Origin of the sequence: Agrococcus sp. ARC_14 (assembly GCF_022436485.1) — a bacterium.
Taxonomy (GTDB): domain Bacteria; phylum Actinomycetota; class Actinomycetes; order Actinomycetales; family Microbacteriaceae; genus Agrococcus.
In genome coordinates, this window is record NZ_JAKUDO010000001.1 from 1,541,123 (window position 1) to 1,559,607 (window position 18,485).

Annotated in this window: 19 protein-coding genes and 1 riboswitch; of the genes, 9 read left to right on the top strand and 10 right to left on the bottom strand. The window is 70.2% G+C overall.

Annotation, left to right across the window (positions count from 1 at the left end):
* Positions 1 to 25: 25 nt before the first annotated feature.
* Complete coding sequence (locus tag MKD51_RS07615; RefSeq protein ID WP_240239730.1) at positions 26 to 823, bottom strand: SGNH/GDSL hydrolase family protein; 798 nt, start codon at positions 821 to 823, stop codon at positions 26 to 28.
* A gap of 61 nt (positions 824 to 884) precedes the next feature.
* A riboswitch (TPP riboswitch) is annotated at positions 885 to 994 on the top strand.
* 24 nt (positions 995 to 1,018) lie between these two features.
* Between MKD51_RS07615 and MKD51_RS07620 the strand changes: the two genes are divergently transcribed.
* From MKD51_RS07620 to MKD51_RS07640, 5 genes are all read left to right on the top strand, one after another.
* Entirely contained in the window at positions 1,019 to 1,639 is a 621-nt protein-coding gene (locus MKD51_RS07620) for an ECF transporter S component (RefSeq protein WP_240239731.1), read from the top strand.
* On the top strand, positions 1,636 to 3,138 hold the full coding sequence (locus MKD51_RS07625) for an ABC transporter ATP-binding protein (RefSeq protein WP_240239732.1): 1,503 nt from the start codon (positions 1,636 to 1,638) through the stop codon (positions 3,136 to 3,138). Before MKD51_RS07620 ends, MKD51_RS07625 begins: the two co-directional genes overlap by 4 nt.
* Entirely contained in the window at positions 3,135 to 3,932 is a 798-nt protein-coding gene (locus MKD51_RS07630) for an energy-coupling factor transporter transmembrane component T (RefSeq protein ID WP_240239733.1), read from the top strand. Before MKD51_RS07625 ends, MKD51_RS07630 begins: the two co-directional genes overlap by 4 nt.
* Positions 3,929 to 4,405 carry an ATP-binding protein gene (locus tag MKD51_RS07635; protein WP_240239734.1) on the top strand — a complete coding sequence of 159 codons (477 nt, stop codon included), beginning with the start codon at positions 3,929 to 3,931 and terminating at the stop codon, positions 4,403 to 4,405. The genes MKD51_RS07630 and MKD51_RS07635 overlap by 4 nt, the downstream gene beginning before the upstream one ends.
* A gap of 125 nt (positions 4,406 to 4,530) precedes the next feature.
* Entirely contained in the window at positions 4,531 to 5,601 is a 1,071-nt protein-coding gene (locus MKD51_RS07640) for an NAD(P)-dependent alcohol dehydrogenase (protein ID WP_240239735.1), read from the top strand.
* Here MKD51_RS07640 and MKD51_RS07645 read toward each other — a convergent pair.
* Entirely contained in the window at positions 5,598 to 6,650 is a 1,053-nt protein-coding gene (locus tag MKD51_RS07645; protein WP_240239736.1) for a PDDEXK nuclease domain-containing protein, read from the bottom strand. The two genes, MKD51_RS07640 and MKD51_RS07645, sit on opposite strands and share 4 nt — an antisense overlap.
* Positions 6,651 to 6,704: 54 nt before the next feature.
* Complete coding sequence (locus MKD51_RS07650; RefSeq protein ID WP_240239737.1) at positions 6,705 to 7,055, bottom strand: metallopeptidase family protein; 351 nt, start codon at positions 7,053 to 7,055, stop codon at positions 6,705 to 6,707.
* An 87-nt stretch (positions 7,056 to 7,142) separates the two neighbouring features.
* On the opposite strand from MKD51_RS07650, the gene MKD51_RS07655 reads away from it, so the two are divergent.
* Positions 7,143 to 7,979 carry a siderophore-interacting protein gene (locus MKD51_RS07655; protein WP_240239738.1) on the top strand — a complete coding sequence of 279 codons (837 nt, stop codon included), beginning with the start codon at positions 7,143 to 7,145 and terminating at the stop codon, positions 7,977 to 7,979.
* A gap of 10 nt (positions 7,980 to 7,989) precedes the next feature.
* Here MKD51_RS07655 and MKD51_RS07660 read toward each other — a convergent pair whose 3' ends face one another.
* The 3 genes from MKD51_RS07660 to MKD51_RS07670 all read right to left on the bottom strand — a co-directional run bounded on the left by MKD51_RS07660 (position 7,990) and on the right by MKD51_RS07670 (position 10,879).
* Positions 7,990 to 8,133, bottom strand: coding sequence for a hypothetical protein (locus tag MKD51_RS07660; protein WP_240239739.1), 144 nt, complete (start codon positions 8,131 to 8,133; stop codon positions 7,990 to 7,992).
* A 90-nt stretch (positions 8,134 to 8,223) separates the two neighbouring features.
* A complete protein-coding gene (locus tag MKD51_RS07665; RefSeq protein WP_240239740.1) occupies positions 8,224 to 10,005 on the bottom strand; it encodes a hypothetical protein in 1,782 nt (593 codons plus the stop codon).
* A gap of 19 nt (positions 10,006 to 10,024) precedes the next feature.
* Entirely contained in the window at positions 10,025 to 10,879 is an 855-nt protein-coding gene (locus tag MKD51_RS07670; RefSeq protein ID WP_240239741.1) for an ion transporter, read from the bottom strand.
* Positions 10,880 to 11,080: 201 nt separating this feature from the next.
* On the opposite strand from MKD51_RS07670, the gene MKD51_RS07675 reads away from it, so the two are divergent.
* Complete coding sequence (locus MKD51_RS07675) at positions 11,081 to 11,410, top strand: hypothetical protein (RefSeq protein ID WP_240239742.1); 330 nt, start codon at positions 11,081 to 11,083, stop codon at positions 11,408 to 11,410.
* 665 nt (positions 11,411 to 12,075) lie between these two features.
* On the opposite strand, the gene MKD51_RS07680 is transcribed toward MKD51_RS07675, so the two are convergent.
* The 3 genes from MKD51_RS07680 to MKD51_RS07690 are packed head-to-tail and all read right to left on the bottom strand — an operon-like array spanning position 12,076 to position 14,256.
* Entirely contained in the window at positions 12,076 to 13,539 is a 1,464-nt protein-coding gene (locus MKD51_RS07680) for a multicopper oxidase family protein (RefSeq protein WP_240239743.1), read from the bottom strand.
* Positions 13,539 to 13,811, bottom strand: coding sequence for an SHOCT domain-containing protein (locus tag MKD51_RS07685; protein ID WP_240239744.1), 273 nt, complete (start codon positions 13,809 to 13,811; stop codon positions 13,539 to 13,541). Before MKD51_RS07685 ends, MKD51_RS07680 begins: the two co-directional genes overlap by 1 nt.
* Before the next feature lie 43 nt (positions 13,812 to 13,854).
* Positions 13,855 to 14,256, bottom strand: coding sequence for a DUF302 domain-containing protein (locus MKD51_RS07690; RefSeq protein ID WP_240239745.1), 402 nt, complete (start codon positions 14,254 to 14,256; stop codon positions 13,855 to 13,857).
* A gap of 222 nt (positions 14,257 to 14,478) precedes the next feature.
* On the opposite strand from MKD51_RS07690, the gene MKD51_RS07695 reads away from it, so the two are divergent.
* Positions 14,479 to 15,738 carry a transposase family protein gene (locus MKD51_RS07695; protein ID WP_240239746.1) on the top strand — a complete coding sequence of 420 codons (1,260 nt, stop codon included), beginning with the start codon at positions 14,479 to 14,481 and terminating at the stop codon, positions 15,736 to 15,738.
* A gap of 331 nt (positions 15,739 to 16,069) precedes the next feature.
* On the opposite strand, the gene MKD51_RS07700 is transcribed toward MKD51_RS07695, so the two are convergent.
* Complete coding sequence (locus MKD51_RS07700) at positions 16,070 to 16,489, bottom strand: hypothetical protein (RefSeq protein ID WP_240239747.1); 420 nt, start codon at positions 16,487 to 16,489, stop codon at positions 16,070 to 16,072.
* Between the two features lie 1,487 nt (positions 16,490 to 17,976).
* Here MKD51_RS07700 and MKD51_RS07705 point away from each other — a divergent pair.
* Positions 17,977 to 18,477 (top strand): DUF2243 domain-containing protein, encoded by a 501-nt coding sequence (locus MKD51_RS07705; RefSeq protein ID WP_240239748.1) that lies wholly within the window; start codon positions 17,977 to 17,979, stop codon positions 18,475 to 18,477.
* The last annotated feature ends 8 nt before the right edge of the window (positions 18,478 to 18,485 follow it).

Below are 18,485 nucleotides of genomic sequence, written 5' to 3' on the forward strand. Positions count from 1 at the left end.
GCCGCCGGCGACGCATCCGGACCGGTCAAGCGAGCGGCTGCACCTCGGTCAGCCGCGGCAGCTTCGGGTCGCGGCCGTCGCCGGAGGAACGGCCTGTGAAGCGACGGCCGAGCCACGGCAGCACGTACTCGCGGTAGTAGCCCAGATCGCGCCTGCCCTCTGCAGTGGTCGCGCCGGCGAGATCGCGCCAGCCTGCCGGCGCCTCGTGGCCGAGCGCGCGCAGCACGTTGCGCGCGACGTGCGCGTGACCCGCGGCGTTGAGGTGCAGCCGGTCGATCGACCAGAAGCGCGGGCTGCGCAGCTCGGGGTCGCCCCAGTTGTCGACGTAGGGCGCATCGAGATCCCCGATGCGCGACTCCACGGCGCGAGCGAGGGCGTCGCCGCGGCGCTGCATCACGGCACCGATCGGCATCACCTGGCTGGGGTTGCCGCCCGAGAGCAGGATCGGGCGGATGCCCGCGGCCGCGATGCGATGCGCGGCCTCGGCCAGGCGGGCGCCCACGTGGTCGATGGAGACGCGCGGCCGCAGGATGTCGTTGCCGCCGCCGTTGATGCTGATCGCCTCGGGGTGCAGGGCGATCGCGGCATCGAGCTGCTCGGAGAGGATGCCGTGGAGCTTGCGCCCGCGGATGGCGAGGTTGGCGTAGCGCACCGGCGCGCCCTGCGCGGTCGCGAGGCCCGCGGCGACGAAGTCGGCCCAGCCGCGCAACGAACCATCAGGCAGCTCGTCGCCGACGCCCTCGGTGAAGCTGTCGCCGATGGCGACGAACGATCGGATCGGCTGCGCTGTCGCTGCTGGTCCCTCGGCCCCGGTCTCGATCACCGGCCCAGCCTACGGCCGCAGGGCCACGAGCCGGCCCGCGACCTGCGGTCGGGCTAGACTGCAGTTCTGACACGGGAGTCCGGTGCGCCGGGCTGAGAGGAAGACTGCAGTCTTCGACCGTCAAACCTGATCTGGATCATGCCAGCGCAGGGAGGACACACCACCCGTGCCATCACTCCGAGTGAAGGGCACCGCATGACCACCACATCCACCACATCCACCGCGTCGCCGCGTGCGCGCACCAGTCGCTGGCGGGTCGTCGACATCGTCGTCGCCGCCGTGCTCGGCGTCGCCACGGGGCTCCTGTTCGTGCTCTGGAACGGCGTCGGCTACGTCTGGTTCGAGGGCATGGACGCGCTCACGCCGGGCTTCGGCGGCCTGGCAGTCGGCATCTGGCTCATCGGCGGCGTGCTCGGCGGGCTCATCATCCGCAAGCCGGGCGCCGCGCTGTTCGTCGAGCTGCTGGCCTCGACAGTCTCGATGCTGCTCGGCAGCGTGTGGGCGATCGAGACCGTCTATGCAGGCATCGCGCAGGGCCTCGGCGCCGAGCTGATCTTCCTGCTGTTCGCATACCGCCGCTTCGGGGTCTTCGTGGCGATGCTCGCCGGCATCGGTGCGGCCGTCGCCGCCTGGACGCTCGAGCTGTTCACCTCCGGCAACCTCGCGATGAGCGGGGAGTTCCTGCTCATCTACCTCGGCTGCCTCGTGGTCTCCGGCGCGCTGCTGGCGGGCCTCGTCGGCTGGCTGCTGACCCGTGCGCTCGCGGCGACGGGCGTGCTCGACCGGTTCGCGTCCGGGCGCTCGCGCGGCAGGTGAGCGGCTCCCGCATCCGCGCGCGCGGCTGGGGCTGGCAGCACGCCGGTCGCGCGGCGCCCGCGCTCGCCGGGCTCGACCTCGACGTCGAGCCCGGCGAGCGGGTGCTGCTGCTGGGGCCCTCGGGCGCTGGCAAGTCGACGCTGCTCTCGGCCCTCGCCGGCGTGCTCGGCGGCGAGGACGAGGGCGATGAGTCCGGCGAGCTGACCGTCGACGGCGCGCACCCGGCGACCCGACGGGGCACCACCGACGCCGGCACCGCCGGCCTCGTGCTGCAGGATCCGCAGGCGAACACGATCATGTCGCACGTCGGCGACGACGTGGCCTTCGGCTGCGAGAACCTCGCGGTGCCGCGCGACGAGATCTGGCAGCGGGTGCGCCACGCGCTCGCCGCCGTCGGGCTCGACGTGGCGCTCGACCGCTCGACGGCGGCGCTCTCCGGCGGGCAGCGGCAGCGGCTCGCGCTCGCGGGCGTCATCGCGATGCGGCCTGGCCTCATCCTGCTCGACGAGCCGACGGCCAACCTCGACCCCGCGGGGGTCGTGGAGGTGCGGGATGCCGTGGCGCGCGTCGCAGCCGAGACCGGCGCGACGCTCGTGGTCGTCGAGCACCGCGTGGAGACCTGGCTGCCGGTGGTCGACCGCGTCGTGGTGCTCGCCGCAGGCGGCGGCGCCGTGGCCGACGGTGCGCCGACTGCCGTGCTCGACGCCCGCCGCGAGCAGCTGGCCGCGGACGGCGTCTGGGTGCCTGGGCTCCCCGTCGAGATCGCCCGCGGGAGCAGGCACCCGGGCGACGCGCTGCTCGAGCTCGACGCGGTGCGCGCCGGCCGCGGCGGGGTGCCGGCGCACGAGCCCGTCACGCTCGCGATCCGTGCCGGTGAGGCGCTCGTCGTCACCGGGCCGAACGGCGCCGGCAAGTCGACGCTCGCGCTGACGCTCGCGGGCCTCATGGCGCCGGTCGTGGGCGAGGTGCGGGCGACGTCGACGCTGCGTGGGGCAGAGCTGCGTGAGCAGGCACCCCTGCGCTGGCGGCCGAAGCAGCTCTCACGCCGCATCGGCACGGTCTTCCAGCAGCCCGAGCACCAGTTCGTGACGGCCAGGGTGCACGACGAGGTGGCCGCGGGGCTGCGCGCGCTCGCGCTGCCGCGCCACGAGATCGCACAGCGCGTCGACGGCTTGCTCGCGGCACTGCGGCTCGATGCGCTCGCCGACGCGAATCCGTTCACGCTCTCGGGCGGCGAGCAGCGTCGGCTCTCGGTCGCGACGGTGCTCGCGCCCGCGCCGCGCGTGATGGTGCTCGACGAGCCCACCTTCGGCCAGGACCGGCGCACCTGGCAGGAGCTCGTGCGGCTCATCGCCTCGCTCGTCGACGATCGCGGCTGCGCCGTCGTGGCGATCACGCACGACGCCGACGTCGAGCGCGTGCTGGGCGACCGCACGCTGCGGCTCGGCGAGCCCGCCGCGAGCGCGAGCGACCGCCCTGCGCAGGCGGGCAGCTCGTGACCGCCCCCATCCAGGCGAGCACCGTGCGCCCGTCCACCGTGCTCGAGCAGGTGAACCCGGTCACGCCGTTCGCCGCCGCGGTCGTCTACTCGATCCCGATGCTGCTGACGATCGACATCGTCACTGCCGCGGTCGCGCTCGGAGCCTGGATCGTCGTCTTCGCCGCAGCGGGCATCGGGCCGCGCACGGTGCTGCGCCGATCGTGGCCGCTCTTCATCGCGGCCCCGCTGTCGGCGCTCAGCATGCTCCTCTACGCCGAGCCCGGTGGACGCATCCACGCGCAGGTCTGGCTCGCGATCATCAGCGACCAGTCGATCGAGCTGGCGCTCGCGATCGGTCTGCGCGTGCTGGCGATCGGCGTGCCGACGCTGGTCGCGCTCGTCGGCATCGATCCCACGCGCTTGGCCGACGGGCTCGCGCAGGTGGCACGGCTGCCGCACCGCTTCGTGCTCGCGGCGCTCGCCGGGGTGCGACTGTTCGGTGTGCTGGGGGAGGACTGGCGCCAGATCGCGCTCGCCCGGCGCGCCCGCGGGCTGGGCGACACGGGTGTGGTGCGCAGAGCGCTGCAGGCGGCGTTCGCGCTGCTGGTGGTGGCGCTGCGTCGCGGCGGCACGCTGGCGACAGCGATGGAGGCACGCGGATTCGGGGGTCCGGAGCGCACGTGGGCTCGGCCATCGACGGTGGGGCGGGCAGACCTCCTGATGCTGCTGCTGGCGATCGCCGTCGCGGCGCTCGCCCTCGGGGTCTCGCTCGCGGCGGGATCGTTCCGACCGGTGTGGCAGGGGGCGTGGTGATCACGATCATCGACGGCCGATCCGGCTCGGGCAAGACCGAGCTCGCGGCACGACTCGCCGCGGAGACCGGTGCCCGCGTCATCCACATGGACGACCTCTATGCCGGCTGGCACGGCCTCGCCACCGGGTCTCGGCTGCTCGAGCGCGGCATCCTCGCGCCGCTGACCGCCGGCGCGGTGGCGCGATGGCGACGCTGGGACTGGGAGATCAGCGACTGGGGTCCGGAGGATCGCGCGGCCCCGGGGGAGCACCTCATCATCGAGGGCTGCGGCTCGCTCACGATCGAGAGCCGCGAGCACGCGCAGCGCACCATCTGGCTCGAAGCACCCGAGAGCGTCCGGCGGGCGCGGGCGCTGGAGCGCGACGGCGACGACTCGTGGTGGCTGCTGTGGCGCGAGCAGGAGGACGCGCACATCGCCGCGCACGATCCCGCTGCGATCGCCGACGAGGTGCAGCCGACGTCGCTCGGCTGAGCGTCACGCGCCCGTGCTGGCACCGATCGCCTCGCGGGCCCCCTCGACGCATCCGCATGCCGCCGTCGGCGCGTAGGCTGGCGGCCGGCATCGCGTCGTTGCCGCCACAGACTCAAGGAGGCAGCATGCCCATCCTCACCAAGGCACTGCAGAAGACCGCTCCCGATCAGCCCTATCGCGTCGCCCAGATCGAGCGTCGCGACCCGCGCCCGAACGATGTGGTCATCGCGATCAAGGCGGCGGGCATCTGCCACAGCGACATCCACACCATCCGCGACGAGTGGGGCAAGGCGCCCTTCCCGCTCACGGTCGGCCACGAGATCGCCGGCATCGTCGAGGCGATCGGCGACGCAGTCACGCGCCACGCCGTCGGCGACCGCGTCGGCGTCGGCTGCCTGGTCGACTCGTGCGGCGAGTGCGAGCAGTGCCTCGCCGACGAGGAGCAGGACTGCCTGCAGGGCAACGTCGGCACCTACGCATCCGTCGACCGCGACGGCACCATCACGCAGGGCGGCTACGCCGAGCACGTGGTCGTCGACGAGCGCTTCGTGCTGGGCATCCCGAAGGGCATCGAGCTCGATGTCGCCGCTCCGCTGCTGTGCGCGGGCATCACGCTCTACTCGCCGATCGACCGCTGGGGCGTCGGCGAGGGCAAGCGCGTCGCCGTCATCGGGCTCGGCGGGCTCGGCCACATGGGCGTGCAGATCTCCGCCGCGAAGGGCGCAGAGGTCATCGTGCTCTCGCGCTCGCTGGCGAAGGAGTCGCTCGCGGCCGAGCTGGGTGCCAGCCGCACCGTCGCCACCGGCGTCGAGGGCTGGGACGAGGAGCTGCGGGGCAGCTTCGACGTGATCCTCAACACCGTCAGCGCCGACCTGGAGCTCGATCGCTACCTGCGGCTCCTCAAGCCGCACGGTGCGATGGTGAACGTCGGCCTGCCGCCGGGGCCGCAGTCGATCAAGCTGGGTTCGCTGATCAACGGCGGCAAGGTCCTCGCGGGCTCGAACATCGGTGGCATCCGCCAGACGCAGGAGATGCTCGACTTCTGCGCGGCGCACGGCATCGGCGCGATGATCGAGACGATCGGTGTGGATGCGGTGGACGAGGCCTACGACCGAGTGGTCGCGGGCGACGTGCAGTTCCGCTTCGTGATCGACACGGCGACGTTCGCCGACGCGGAGGCCGTGCCGCTGCCCTAGTCGCCGTCGATCCCGTCGAGCGCGTGCGTGATGCGCTCGGCGTCGGGGAGCGCCTGCTGCTCGGCGGCAGGCAGGTTGTCGTACGTGTAGGAGCTCACCGCAAGCGGCCCGGACGTCGCACCGAGCGCATACCGCACCACCGACTCGTTCTTGTCGCTGCACAGCAGGATGCCGACGGTCGGCGCGTGCTGCGCCTTCCGGATGAGGTCATCGACGATGGCGACGTAGAAGCCGAGCTGCCCGGTGTACTCGGGCTTGAACTTGCCGGCCTTGAGCTCGAACACGACGTAGCGCAGCTGCTCGGTGTGGAAGAAGAGCAGGTCGATGAAGAAGTCGTCGCCGTCGATCTCGAGGTGCTTCTGCCGGTCGACGAAGGCCCAGCCGGGCCCGAGCTCGCGCAGCACATCGACGATGCGGTCCATCATCGCCTGCTCGAGCTCGCGCTCGGCAGCGTCCTTGCTGAGCCCGAGGAAGTCGAACACGTATGGATCCTTCGAGATCGCCTGTGCGAGCCGTGCGTCGCGTTCCTCGAGCTTCCCATCGAAGCTGCTGGGTGCCGCTCCTTCGCGCTGCCGCAGCTGGCCCAGCATGTTGTGCTCGAGCACTGCCCGAGACCAGCCCTCGGTCGCAGCACGCTGGGCGTACCAGTCGCGCTCTTCGCGCTCGTCGAGCTTGTCGAGGAGGAGTCGGATGTGACCCCATGGCAGCTGTGCGACAGGCTGCTGCACCATGTGTCCCACAGCCTGCGGGACAATTGCCGACGCTTCGGGCCACGCGGCAGCGAAGCCGCGCATGTACATCAGGTTCGACCGCGAGAGACCCGTCATCGAAGGGAACTCGCTGCGGAGGTCGTGTGCGAGCTGCTCGACAACCTTGCCTCCCCAGCCGGCCGCCTGCTGCTGCTCGAGGATGGTGCGGCCGATGTGCCAGTAGAGGCCGATGAGCTCGGTGTTGACGATGCGCTGCGCCCGCAGGTGCGCGCTGTGCACGCGCGCCTTGAGCGCGGCGAGGATCTCGCCGTAGCGGTCAGGAAGCTCGAGCTCGTGCATGGCCGCGAGCCTAGGTGTCACTACCGACGTACCCGCTTCGGCAGTGTGGGTCGCCTACGCCCAGCCGAGCTCGTGCAGCTGCTCGTCGTCGATCCCGTAGAAGTGCGCGATCTCGTGCACGAGCGTCGTGCGCACCTCGGCGCGCAGCTCCTCAGGGGTCGCTGCGGTCTGGACGTGCGGCAGCCGATAGACCATGATGCGATCCGGCAGCTCGCCGAACCCGTAGGTGCCGCGCTCCGTGATCGCGACGCCTTCGTAGAGCCCCAGCAGATCCTCCTCCGGGTGCGCGTCCTCCACGAGGAAGACGACGTTGTCGAGCCCCTCGACCATCTCGTCAGGCAGCTCGTCGAGCACGCTCGTGACGAGCGCCTCGAAGTCGTCGACCGTCATCTCCATGAGCGTCATTCTCTCGCAGCTGACGCTCCGCGCCTGCCGCGACCACGCGATCCCCTCAAGTGAGGTAACCCTAACTCAGTGATAGCGTCGAGGCATATGAGCACTCCAGATCGCGCCCTGCGCCCGCCTCGACCGCAGCACGTCCTGGAGGTCCTCCGCAGCGAACGCATCGCGCCGAGCCTCGTGAGGGTGCACCTCGGCGGCGCCGGTCTCGCCACCTTCACGCCGAACGAGTTCACCGACGCCTACGTCAAGCTGCACTTCGTGAAGCCCGAGCTCGGCCTCGAGCCGCCCTACGACCTGGCTGGCCTGCGCGAGACGCTCGCTCCCGAAGACCTGCCCGTCACCCGCACCTACTCCGTGCGCGAGGTGACGGCCGACTCCATCGCCCTCGACTTCGTCGTGCACGGCGACGAGGGCCTCGCCGGACCATGGGCAGCCACCGTGCAGCCCGGGGAGCTCGTCGCGTTCGGCGGCCCCGGCGGCGGCTACGCGCCCGACCCGACGGCCGACTGGCATCTGTTCGTGGGCGACGAGACAGCGCTGCCCGCGATCGCCCGCGCCGTCGAGTCGCTGCCGGCGGGTGCACGCGGCATCGCCATCCTCGAGGCGCGGGATGCGTCGGAGGAGATCGGGATCAGCGCTCCGGCGGGCGTCGAGGTGCGATGGCTGCACCGAGGAGCGCCCCGCGCAGAGACGGTCGGGCTGCTGGCCGCGACCGTGGCGGCGCTGGACTGGCCGGACGGCCGCGTGCACGCATTCGTGCACGGCGAGCGCGAGTCGATGAAGGCGATGCGCGACGAGCTCTTCACGCGCCGCGGGCTGGAGCGGGCGCAGGTCTCACTCTCGGGCTACTGGGCTCAGGGCCGCACCGAAGACCGCTTCCAAGCAGAGAAGCGCGAGCCTGTGGGGCAGATCCTGCCGAGCGAGTGAGCTGCGGGCCTCAGCGCCGCGTCTCCATCTCGTGCATGAGCAGCGTGACGATGCCGTCCACCACGAACAGTCCGGCCATGGCCGCCATGCCCTTGCGATTGCGCTGCCGCCGGTAGTCGTCGGCGATGACGGGGTGCAGCACCTCGCGACCCACCAGCGATGGCCAGCGGCGACGCGGCCAGACTCGGCCCGAGGCGAGGATGGCCGTGGATCGACGCAACGCTGAGCCGGCCCGGGCAATCGGTCAGCGGGCGAAGAGCAGCAGCCCGAGCGACCGTGGCGTCGAGTATCCCGCGTGGTGCGGCGGCAGCCCCTTCTTGGTGAGCTTCCATTGCGCATGCGCGATGAGCTCGCGGTAGACCTCGCGAACGGTGTCGTCGGCGATCGCCTCGAGCGCACCCTCGGCGGCGGGCACGATCGCCTCGGCCGTGAGCTCGATGTCGAACCCCCGCCGCTTCGCGATCTCGTCGCCGAGCACGGCAGGTCCGGCCGGTACGGCGTCGGGGGAGCCGAGCAGCTGCACCGGAGCGAGCTCGTCATCGCCGAGCGCGCCCCCGAGCTCCTGCAGGCGCCGATCGAGCCGTTCGGGATCGAGCGATCGCCCCTCGCCCTCGTAGGGCATGAGCGCCACCTCTCGGTGGAGCAGCGCGAGCAGATCGGTGATCCCGCGCACGCGATCGTCGAACGCGGCGCTCTCACGCCGCTCGCGCGGAGGCAGGCCGTCGCTGCGCACATGCCCGACGACGGCGAGCGGCAGCTGCTGCAGCAGGCGCACGCCGGTCATGTGCATCCCGATGTGGCCGGCGCCGTGCAGTCCGTTGCGGTAGCCCGCGTACTGCAGCTCGGATGCGTCGCTCCAGCTGGGATCGGCGCCGATGGCCCGGATGCCCGTGGCGATCTGGGATCGGAAGGGCGCGAGCCGTTCGGGTGGGAGATCGAGATCCGCGACGATCCCGTCGATGTCGGTCCATCCCCATCCGCCCTTGAGCACCCCGGCGCCGAGCCCCGTGAGCGTGAACTCCTGCGGCAGCTTCCGCTCGGAGGTCCACGGCATCACTCGGTCGTAGATGCCGAGCAGGCTGGAGGCCCAGATGGTCGCCGGATTCATGCGGTAGTCGACGGGCTCGCCAGCGACGGGCGGCGCGTTGAGGGGGAAGCCCCAGCGCTCGGCGAGCAGGCTCGCCACGCGGTAGTCCTCCGCCTGCGAAGCGACCTTGTTCGCAGCGCTGACGTGGATCCCGTCGATCGCGCCACTGCGCAGCGCGCCAGCCAGGATCACGCGCGAGTCGTAGCCGCCGGAGAGCTGCAGGTCGGTCCACCAGCCGGGGACGCCGGCGAGCGCGGCAGTGCTGCCGGCGATGAAGGCGGCGGCACTGCGCAGCGTCTGCACGGGGTCGGACGCACCGTCGACGATCCGCGCCGCCAGGGGTGTGCCATCCACCTGCACGCTGAGCCGCAGCCCGAGCCCGATCTCGAGCCCCTGTGCCGCCGGCACCCAGTCGATCTCGCGGATGTACGTGTCGGGGGAGAGCTGCTGCGCGGCATGGCTGTTCAGCACCGAGCGCGCCAGCAGCGCCTCGCGATGCTGCGTCGAGCGCAGCCCGAACGCGGCCCGCAGGTCGTCGAGCACCAGCAGCGAGTCGGAAGCGGCGACGAAGCCGGGGCCGGAGGTGTGCAGCAGGGCCGCGCTGCCGAAGACGTCGTGCCGGATCCGCACGCGGCGGCGATCCCAGCTGGCGGTCAGGAACTCACCGGCGACGCCATGCTCGTCGAGCGGACGCGGCAGCTGCAGCCACCCATCGACGCCGAACGCGATCGCACCATGCTCTGGAGACAGGGCGGTGCCGCGGAAGTAGGTGCTGCCGCTGATGCTCGCCGCGACGTCGCGGCTGACGATGGTGATGCTGCGCCGGCGATCGAGCGCCGCGGTGAAGCGCTCGGAGGCGGGGCTGCCGTTGGCGGCCAGCCAGGCTTCGAGCACGCGCCCAGCTGCTCGGTCATGCACGACCAGGAGCGAGTTCACCACGCGCTCAGCCTACGGGCGCTCAGGTGTCGAGCTCGCGCTCGGCGCGCAGCAGCGCCAGCTCTGCACGCACGGCGGCGAGCTCCGCGAGGATCCGCTCGCCGACCGCATCCTGGTGCTCCTCGATGTGCTCCTCGAGCTGCTCGTCCTCCGCCTCGCGCTGGATGTTGAGCGCCTCGGTCGTCACGGCGATGAAGAGGTTGAGCACCACGAACGTCGTGAGCACGCCGTAGACCATGAAGAAGGGCCAGGCACTCGGCTGGAGCTCCGAGAGCGGCTGCACGATCTCACCCCATCCGTCGCCGTTCAGGAGACGGAAGAGGGAGACGGTGGATGCGCCGAGGTCACCGAAGTCCTGCGGCCGATCCGTTCCGTAGAGCATCGTCGAGGCGACGACGAAGACGTAGCCGATCACGACGAGCAGCCCGCCGATGGAGGCGATGCCCGGGATCGACGCGAGCAGCGCGTTCACCACCCGGCGCATCGATCGCACCTGCGAGAGCAGGCGCATGACGCGCAGCACCCGCAGCACGCGGAGCACCTGCGCGCCCGGGGCGACCGGCACCCAGGAGATCACCACCACGAACAGGTCGAACAGGTTCCAGCCATCGCGGAAGAACCGCCAGCCGTATGCCCACAACTTCAGCACCAGCTCGATGGTGAAGACGATGACCACCGTGAGGTTGACGGCGTGCAGCAGCTCGCCCCAGCGCTCCACGATGGGCGCGGAGGTCTCGAGTCCGAGCACGATCGCATTGACCACGATGAGCGTCGTGATCGTGCGCGTGAATGGCGCCGATTCGACGAGGGAGCGAACGCGCTCGCGCAGCGATGCGGGGGCTGGATGCGGGGCAGTCGGCTGCGGATCGTGGTTCACCGGAGCAGAATATCCGCTCCGGGAGCGGCGAAGCCCCGGCCTGCAGGCCGGGGCTTCGCGCTCTCTCTGGGGTACCTGAGTAGTACGTTCGGCAACTCCGCCTCCAAGACGAAAACCCTTGTCAACCGTTTGAATCGTGGGGTCTACGAGGTCTCGCGGCGTCCCCGGTGTAGCGCTCCGAGGGACGATCGGGGGCCAGTCGTGAGGACTGTCGAGACGGCTCAAACTTTTCTGACCGCTGCTGAGGTGGACACTCTCGTCGGCGACTACCTGGCCGGGATGGGCGTCAAGCAGCTCGCCGAGCGGTACGGAATCCATCGTGCCACGGTGTTCTCCCACCTCCGCCGCCGGAAAGTGCCGAGTCGTCGACCGGGGCTGGGCTTCGACGAGAAGGCGGAGGCCGTGCGGCTCACGCGGGCGGGTGTCTCGATGCGGGCGATCGGTCGCCGGATGGGCGTAGACCGCAAGGCCGTGCGAGCGGCGCTGGTCGAGGCTGGGCTCATCATGGACGACGCCAGCGACGGTTCATAGCGCACCTCCGCGGAGCTGATCCACTGGGGCTGTCGGCGCACCTCGTCGGTAACGAACGCCGAGAGGAACCGACGATGCCGAGCTTGAGTGAGCTGGCGACCGACGAACGAACCGCGCGAATGGTGCTGTCTATGCTCGTCGATCCCAACGATCCGGTGACGGCCGCGTCCTGGCCCGCCCCGGAGCTGTCGAGATGCTCCGGCTCGCCGAGCGCGATGGAGCGGTCGCGGGTCTCAGCGCCGTGGATGCGCAGGTCTGGCGCGCCCGTTTCAGCGCACCGGAGGCGAAGGACGTGGCTATGAGCATCGGCCGGGTTCAGCAGTCTGATGTTCGAGCGCCGTCTCGATCGTGGACGCCGATTCGGGACGTTCCGCGCCAGCGGCCACGCACCCTTCTGCCCGTGCGGCTGCACCTGGTACTCATGCACGAACTCGCGAATCTCCGACGCCGTGGACCCTGGACCGATAGACATGAACATCGCCTCCTGGCTGATCGTGAAATGATTCACAACCAGCCTGGCGAAGAGGGCGTGTCACGAAACAACGTCCCTGGGCATCACATCGAGACGCGATCCCGGCCGGCGTGTCGGGCCGTTACCGTCGACGGCGGCTCGCGGCCTACCGAGGCTCCGCGGGTCGCGGGAGCAGGGCGACTCGCGTCGCGCTTCACGCGGCGGCCTTCACCGTTCCCATCATCCCGAGGTCCTCGTGATCGAGGATGTGGCAGTGGTAGACCGTGAGGCCCGTAAACCGCGCGAAGTCGATGCGCACCACGACCGAGCCCTGAGCCGGGACGTTCACGACGTCCCGCCACTGGGTGCCGTCGATCGCCGATCCGTTCACCTGGATCAGCTGCATCGGCCAGACGTGCAGGTGGAACGGATGATCCATCGGCGTGGGGTTGCGGATCGTCCACTCCTCCACGGTCTCCGCGCCGACGCGCTGATCGATGCGCCCCGCGTCGAATGCGCGCCCGTCGAAACCCAGGGCCATCATCCCGCCCTGCTGCGGCATGCCCATGCCCATGGTCATGGTGAAGGAGATCTCGCGCCGCGCGTCGGGCGTGTGCGAGCGCAGGTCGGCGTCGGGCGCGCGCGGGGGCACGGCGGGCAGCACCGCGGCGTCGGGCCCGCGAACTTCGACGAAGGCGAGCAGCGCCGGGCCGGAGGAACTGCCCCCGCCGGCCATCATCCCGCCCATCATGGCGGCGCCCCGGTCGTAGCCGAGTGTGCGCAGCTGGGCACTTCCGGTCTGCATCGTCACCAGGAGATCCGCCCTGTTGCCGGGAGCCAGCAGGACCTCATCGACGGCGCGGGGCCGCGGTTCGTGCCCGGAGTCGATGCCCAGGAGCTCCAGCCGCTGACCAGGCAGCGCGAGTCGGAGGTAGCGCGCCGTGCAGGCATTGACGATCCGCCAGCGCTCTCGCTCCCGCGGCCGCGCGACGATCTCGGGCAGCAGTTGACCGTTGACCATCAGGAAGTCGCCCTCCCGGCCCATCATGCGATCTGCCTCCGAAGCGGCAGCGACGGCTCCGCCGGCGAACGAGATGTCCGAGATCACGAGCACCCGCTCGCGGGCGACCGCGAGCGCGTCGTCCTCGACCACGATGGCGCCGAAGAGGCCGCCGAAGATCTGATCGGCGACGTTGCCGTGGTGGTGGGGGTGATACCAGAACACGCCGCTGGGGTGGTCGCGCGGGATGTCGAAGAGGTAGTCGAACACCTCGCCGGGTGCGAGGCTGATGAGGGGATTGTCTCCGTTCCCTGCCGGGGAGACGTGGAGCCCATGCGTGTGGAGATTGGTCGGCTCGCGCAGGCGGTTCTGGAGGCGGACCTCGATGCGGTCGCCCGGGCGCACGCGCCACGTCGAGGCCGGGACGCTGCCGTTGTAGCCGAGCACGAGCGCCCTGCGGCCGGCTATCTCGTTCTCGTGCTCCGCGGCGACCAGCTCGGTGCGGAGCACGCCCCCGCGGCTTCGCAGCGAGCTCGGCTCGGCCAGCAGCCCGGAGGGCGTTGCATCGGGCGAGGTCCAGGGCAGACCCGTGCTGCTGAGCCCGAGCCCACCGACCACCACGCCCGCGGCGCCGCAGGCGCCCAATACCAGAGCCTGGCGGCGGGTGATCGGCTCCATCAAGGAGCGTCGCGCAGGCGTGCGACTCGCTCGTCGTACTCAGCGTGGTCGATCTCGCCACGCGCGTAGCGCTCGTCGAGAATGGCGCGCGCCGATCCGCCTCGCGGTTCCGGTGGCCGGTGGTCTCCGCGGTTCAGACCGCCGGTCGCGAGCCGCACCGTCAGGACGACGAGCGCCGCGATGCCCGCGATCATCAAGAGCAGGAATACCCACCCCATTCCGGGGCCCATGCCGCCCCAGTTGCCCATGCCGCTCCAGTTGCCCATCAGCATGCTTCGACCTCCCCGTTCTCGTGCTTGAGGCGCAGTCGCGCCGTCACTCGTTGCCGCTGCCGACTTCGGCGAGCGCTGCGCCCAGGCGGTCCGCCGCTTCGTCTGCAACCGCTCGCAGCGCCTCGTTCCCGGTGACGTCGACCATGACCTTCGGGTCGAGCGCCTCGACGAGCGACGTGCCGTCGCCGGCGTCGCGCACCGTGACGTTGCAGGGGAGCAGCAGTCCGATGGACTCCTCCGCCTGGAGCGCGCGGAGCGCAAGGGGAGGATTGCACGCGCCCAGGATCACCTGCGACGGCATGTCGACGTCAAGCTTCGCCTTGAGCGTCGCTGCCATGTCGATCTCGGTCAGCACGCCGAATCCCTGCGTGGCGAGCGCCGCGCGGATCGCGGTGACCGCTTCGTCGAAGGGGAGGGCGACTGTCGTGGTGATGCCGTAACTCATGACTTGCTCCAAGCGACTCGGGGCGGGCGGGAGTCGGCCGAAGGCTTGTGCTGAAATGATCCGCGGTTCCCGCTGATGCATCTAACTATACCCCCGGTAGTATTGGAGAACAAGAGTGCGACAAGACTCACCTAGAGTGCTCGCGTAATGGGGTGCATGCCTCATTTGGGTTTTGCTCGCGAAACGCTGGTCATCGTTGGGGCGCTGCGGTGTGCTGGCGGGATGGGCTCTGAGCTGTCGATGGCGACCAGGCGTGAGATCACCAAGAAGTACGCGCGCGAGTACGCGACGGCGGCGAAGAAGGAGCGCGGGCGAATGCTCGACGCGCTGGTCGCGACGACCGGCTGGTCACGCGCCAACGCTCGCCGGCAGGTGCAAGCTGCCAGCGAGCGGAAGGGGCCGCAACGGGCCGTGCGGCGCACGCCACGGCCGCGCACGTATGGCTATGACACGCTCCGCCTGCTGATCCGGATCTGGATGCTCGCCGGACAGCCCTCGGGAAAGTACCTGGCCGCGACGATGGCGCTCTGGCTGCCCAAGCTTGAGCAGCACGGCGAGTTCGGCGAGGACACGCACCGACTCGACGATCACACGCGCGCGCAGCTGCTGACCGTCTCGGGCGCGACGATCGACCGGCTGCTGAAGCCCACCCGTGACGGGATGCGGTTGACCGGCATCTCGGGCACCAAGCCGGGCCCGTTGCTGCGCAACTCGATCCAGGTCCGCAAGGCCGGCGACGAGCACGAGCAGGCACCGGGCTTCTGCGAGCTCGACCTGGTGTTGCATTGCGGGCCGACCCTCAAGGGCGAGTTCTGCCGCTCGCTGACGGTCACCTGCGTGCATACCGGCTGGACCGAGAACCGGGCGCTGAAGAACGGCGCACACCGCTGGGTGCTCGAAGCGATGCCGCTGATCGAGCAGCGGCTGCCGTTCCCGCTGATCGGCATCGACAGCGACAACGGCGGCGAGTTCATCAACGACGCCCTGATCAACTGGGCCGGCGAACGCGACCTGTTCTTCACCCGAGCCCGCCCGTACCACTCCAACGACAACGCGCACGTGGAGCAGAAGAACGCCGACATCGTCCGCCGGTTCGTGTTCCACTACCGCTACGACACCGCGATGGAGCTACGCCTGCTGAACGAGCTCTACGACCTGGTCCGGATCCGCTTCAACATGTTCACCGCCACCACCAAAGCGGTCGGCTGGCGCGTCAACCGCAACGGCAAAGCCACCCGCGTCTACGACAAGCCCCGCACCCCGTTCCAGCGGGTGATCGACAGCGGCGTGCTCACCGACGCCAAACGAGCCGAACTCGAGGGGATCTTCGACGCGACAAACCCGGCCGAGCTCACCCGCCGCATCGTCGACATCCAGACCCGCCTCATCCACCTCGCCGCCGCCAAGACCGACGTCCTCAGCCAGACCGTTTCGCGAGCAAATTCAGATGAGGCACGCGATCAACTTTCGCGAGCATCTTGACATTAGGCACTACGGAGTGGATGGGCGAGGGCGGCGCGCCGCCGACCCGCGAGCCGTCACCGCAGCGTGTCTCAATGCCGGCGGACTGTGGCAGATCTATTCGACACCCCTGGTCGGCTGGATGCAGTCCGGTTCGCTGGTACAAGTGGCGGTCCACGCCCACCTGCTCCTCGCGGGCTACCTCCGGACAACCGCGGCCATCGGCCTCGACTCGACACCGCATCGAGCGCCTCACCTCATCACCGCAGTCGCACCCCTCGCCACGATGGCGTCGCACAGCATCCTCGCCAAGACGCTCTTCGACACTCCTCTGACGCCCCTACCTCGGTGATCAACTACCAGGCATCGAGCGCTCGACGTCCAACTCCTGGCAGTTTCGCCGCGAGGGACGGAACTGCTGCAGCTCGACCTCGATCGGCAGCTCGGCGACTCCCGGTCCGCCTGATCGCACAAACTCGCAGAGCGCCGTGTTCAGTTCGCGGTCGTTCACGCCGCCGGTCCACACTGGCTCGCTGTCACGGGCGCCCGGCACCACCACGACGACGTTCGAGTGCTCGCATGCGTCTAGGCACTTGCTCGGCACGACCCGCGCCGACCCTGCGACCGTTTCCTTCATCTCGCGCAGCAGCCCGACATGGTCGACGTCAGGGTGCTTCGTCCGGCTGCCGCAGTCGCCGCCACGGCACACGAGCACGGTTAGCGCGTCCGCAGCGACAGCGCGCTCGCGCTGCTTCTTGTTCCCCCGCGCCACGAGGACACCGTATCTGGCCATCCCTCTGCCAGAAGTGGCTGCCGCACAATCTGTTGGAGTCTCCCTGCGAACTCAGAATTCTGGTAGATCGTGGCAATGGGTGCACTGGGCGCACCATCTGGGAGGGCGAGACAGTATCGGTGATGGTTTAGACCTCGCGTACATCTCCGCAAGGCGGCGCGCCTCCGGCCGAAGCCACCAGAGCCAGTAGCTGTGTCGCAGCATCGCGGCGACGAACTGCCGCCGCGCCGAGCCCGACTCGGGGAGCGGCACGTTCCGGCTCCGCTGCGTACGCCGAGCGCTGCGGGCGGCGCTCATCTGCGGTCCGGCTTCTGTCTTGGCTGACTGCACGAGTGTCCCGTAGAAATCGGCGACTCCGGGAGCAATGACCGCCGCGCAGCGCTGCTGCCGAGCCGCCCCCGCCCTTTGGGTTGAGAGTGTCGCCCAGGCGGCCGATCCTTCAAGCTGGGGCACGTCCGAAGGCGATCGGAGGTCACCGCGCAGCAGTCGATCCGCGGTGCGTTCGGCGTCGATCTCTCGCAGGCTGCGAAAGCCCAGCCGGCGTAGCAGCGGGAGGGGAGGGCACCAGCCTCGTAGCCCGTGCTGAAGTAGGAAGGCCGCTACGACGGCTGGCAGCAGGAACCACCCACTGCGGGTCTTCACGGCCGCGATCGTCGCGGAAACCAGGATGAGCGTGGATGCGTTGACTTCGAGCGCCCGCTCAACATCCCACTCTCGGCTGAGCTCGTCCAGCCGAGCGGTGAGCTGTTGCTCAGAGGCGCCTGCCAGGTGCTCGACGCGTCGGCTAGCTTCGCGGTCGATGCCGGCCTGTATTTCTTCCGAAGTGTGTGCTCGGACTCGGTCGCCGGTCATCTCAGCCACACGCCCTCACGCTGGTTCCCGTCCAGCGGCCCTCGGCGCGCCCGGTGATCACGCGCCGGTCGGAGGCGCCAGCTGCAAGCGGGACCAGACCCACCGGCGGCGAGCGCGTAGCCGCCGGTGCCGCCCCTCGAGAGGCCCCAGGCGCCGAGGCCGCTGCCGGCCACGATGCGGACAAGGCGGCCAGGGGCGCACGCCATGAACTGGCCGAAGCTTGACGACGAAACTCTTGAACCACGAGACACCGCATCCTGCTGCCAGCCGCGTCCGAAGGGTGTAAGTGCACCACATCCCCGCGACCGTAGCAAGGACAGCGCAGCCCCGCCCGGTCGAGTCCGCACAAGCGACAGCACCCCCGCGCTCGACACGCGCAGGCGCGATCCAGGGTCGGCCTAGCCCCCTACGACCGCTTCGCCGCTGGAATCTGGCCACCGTGCTTCGTCAAAGACGAGGGCGCCGAGGGTTTCGGCGAAGCCGATCATGCACCGGCGTCGAGTGGTAGCGGACCGCGCCGTGGACAGCTAGACCCCACTGCAGACCGAACGACGCGCGAGCCGCAGGATTGGTTCGAGTGAAGCCGCACCTCGGGACGGAAGGCCTGGTCGGGGGTGCTGTTCGGGGTGGGCCTCGTCGCATTCATCGACGAGACCGTCTTCCACCAGTTGCTGCACTGGCACCACTTCTACGACCGCGGCACTCCCGAGCTCGGCCTGGTGTCGGCCTTCGATTCGCTGTGGAGCGTCTTCGACGTGGTCATCGGCGCCGGGAGTTCGCGGACGTCCGGCGAGCGCGCAAAAAGCATGGGGTGCAACGCTGGGCGCATGTCGATGCTGTCCCCTATTGCGAGCCGCGCGCCGCGCAAGCCGAGGTGGGGGAGCTGGACCTCAGTCGGGAAGCGCGGTCAGCTGCGTTCCCGGGCCTCGCCTGCAACGCCGCGCGCCGGCGACTTCCGGATCATCGCTTGCCGGCGGGCTGCGGGTGCGGCGCACCAATCTCGCTGGAGCATGCGGCAGGTCCGCCCGAACGTCCCGGCCCCAGCAGGCCCCGAACGCCGCGGCCACGTCGTCATGCCGGGAATCGATCAGCTCCTGGCCGAACGGGTCGGGTGAGCGAAAGG